3 protein-coding genes are annotated in these 2,115 nt (G+C 66.9%); 2 read left to right on the forward strand and 1 reads right to left on the reverse strand.

Going from position 1 to position 2,115, the window contains the following annotated elements; all coding sequences use genetic code 11:
- Nucleotides 1-798: AtuA-related protein (locus DD1DGNOD_RS12435; protein ID WP_430827799.1), on the forward strand; the 798-nt coding region annotated here is incomplete at its 5' end.
- Nucleotides 799-1,172: 374 nt separating this feature from the next.
- The gene (locus DD1DGNOD_RS12440; protein WP_430827800.1) at nucleotides 1,173-1,706 is read left to right on the forward strand and encodes a GNAT family N-acetyltransferase; all 534 of its coding nucleotides are present in this window, start codon (nucleotides 1,173-1,175) and stop codon (nucleotides 1,704-1,706) included.
- A gap of 110 nt (nucleotides 1,707-1,816) precedes the next feature.
- Here DD1DGNOD_RS12440 and DD1DGNOD_RS12445 read toward each other — a convergent pair whose 3' ends face one another.
- Nucleotides 1,817-1,939 (reverse strand): acyl-CoA dehydrogenase family protein, encoded by a 123-nt coding sequence (locus DD1DGNOD_RS12445; RefSeq protein ID WP_206443124.1) that lies wholly within the window; start codon nucleotides 1,937-1,939, stop codon nucleotides 1,817-1,819.
- Nucleotides 1,940-2,115: the final 176 nt, after the last annotated feature.

The raw sequence follows: 2,115 nt of genomic DNA on the forward strand, positions 1-2,115 counted from the left end.
GAGGAGAAGGCCGCGTGGGCCCGCCAGGAGCTGTTCGACCTGCTCGGCGGCGAAGCTGCCTTCGATGCCGTTGACGTGCAACTACTACGATTCGATCATGAAAACGCCGAGGTCAACGCGCTGGCGACCGCGCATCTGCGGATCACGGTCAAGGACCGTGATCGCGCGCGCGTCGGCCGGGCGTTCTCGGACGCGACCATGGCTCTCCCCCTGGGGGGCTACGCCGGTTTCCACACCACGACACCACCCACCAGCGAAAGCGCGTACGGCGTCTACTGGCCCACGCTCGTCAGCCGGGACATCGTCACCCAGCGTGTCGTGCTCGGTGACGGCTCTGAGCTCGTCATCCCGCACAGTCCGTCGGAGCCGGAGACGAGGTGGCCCGAATCCGCATCATGGCAGACCTCGCATCCCACCGCGGGGGATCTCGCCGGCACGACCGCCCGTCCCGCGGACACGAGTGAAAGGGTGCGTGTCCCGCTCGGACGTCTGGTCGGCGCACGCTCCGGGGACAAAGGCGGTAACGCGAATGTGGGTATCTGGGCTCGTGACGATGCCACCTACGGCTGGCTCGTCGCCGAGCTGACCGCGGAGAAGCTCGTCGACCTGGTACCGGAAGCCTCCGGACTGGAGGTGCACAGATACGAGCTGGCAAATCTACGTGCCCTGAACTTCGTCATCGTCGGGTTGCTGGGAGAAGGAGTCGCCTCGGCGACACGCCCCGATCCGCAGGCGAAGGGCCTCGCCGAGTATGTACGTTCGCGCCACATCGACATACCTGTCGATCTCGTTCGGTAGAAACGATCTCGTTCGGTGGGAGCTTGCCGGGAACTCGCCGGGAACATGGAACGGCGCGTCCATCGCGATGTTCTCCGCGGTGCCGGTGAGCTCGTCCACCGTCTCGCAGCGGACGGCGACCAGTAGCGCGTGGCAGGTCGGCCACCGCGCCGGCAGCGGGTGCCGGAGCCAGCCCCGGCGTACTGAGGAGCACGCCGGGGCTGTCCTGCGTTACACGTCACTTCAACGTGTAAGAAATTGAGTGCGAAAAACGGCTGCCGTCACGACCGTATGTTCCCTCGGTCTCATGATTCGACGATCTTCGATGAAACGGTCGACGACGGGCCGGTTCCGCAGCGCGCGATCAGAAGGGGCGGGGTGTGGAACTGCGTCCGCTGCTCGTCGACGGCTGCGTCACGGTTCGCCCTGGCCGCCCCGCGGACGTCACCGTGTTACGAATGATCCTCGCCGAGGAGCCGGTGGCCTGCTGGTGGGGGGAACCGGCGTCCGCCGACGAGGTGACGGCCGACCTGCTCGGTGACAGCGGCACGGTCCTGCTGGTGATCGAGGTGGCCGGTCAGGTCGCCGGTGGTGTCCAGTACGCCGAGGAGAACGACCCGCAGTACCGTCACGCGAGCATCGACATCTATCTCAGTGGCCGGTTCCAGGGCCGCGGTGTGGGGACGACGGCGGTCGGGCTGGTGGCCCGTTTCCTGTGCGAGCGGCGGAGGCACCATCGGCTCACGATTGACCCGGCCGCGGCCAACACCCGGGCCGTTCGCTGCTATGAGAAGGTCGGTTTCCGTCCCGTCGGCGTCATGCGCCGCTACGAACGCGGACCGGACGGTCTGTTCCGCAACGGGCTCCTCATGGACCTGCTCCGCGAGGAGCTGATCGCGGAAAGCGGAGGCATGTCCCCTCCTGCGTGAAGCTCGGTAACGGTCACCGGATCGGCCCCATCGGCATGTCCGAGGAGAAGGACGAGGTGACGATGGCGGCGGAGGACGATGGCGGCGGAGCAGGCCGACGTCGACGCTGGTCACAGGTCGATGCGGTGTTCCTCGTCCCAGCGTTGCTGGTGCGGGGTGACCTCACGGGCGACGAACTCCCGGACGACGGCCCGGAAGTCCTCATGGTCCTGGTCGTAGAGCGTGCGCTCCACAGCGGAACTCCTCGGTCGGGATGTCACGTTCTTACTTACCGATCGCTAAGAAGGTAGAGCTGATCGGCTGAAGGGTCAATGCCCCGCGGCGGGGGGGCGGGGGCGGGGCCCACCCCAACTCCAGTCGACGATCATGATTTCGGTCGCTGGTCACGCTCATCCCGGCCGCATCCCGG

Source organism: Candidatus Protofrankia californiensis (assembly GCF_900634765.1).
In the GTDB taxonomy this organism is placed as follows: Bacteria; Actinomycetota; Actinomycetes; order Frankiales; family Frankiaceae; genus Protofrankia; species Protofrankia californiensis.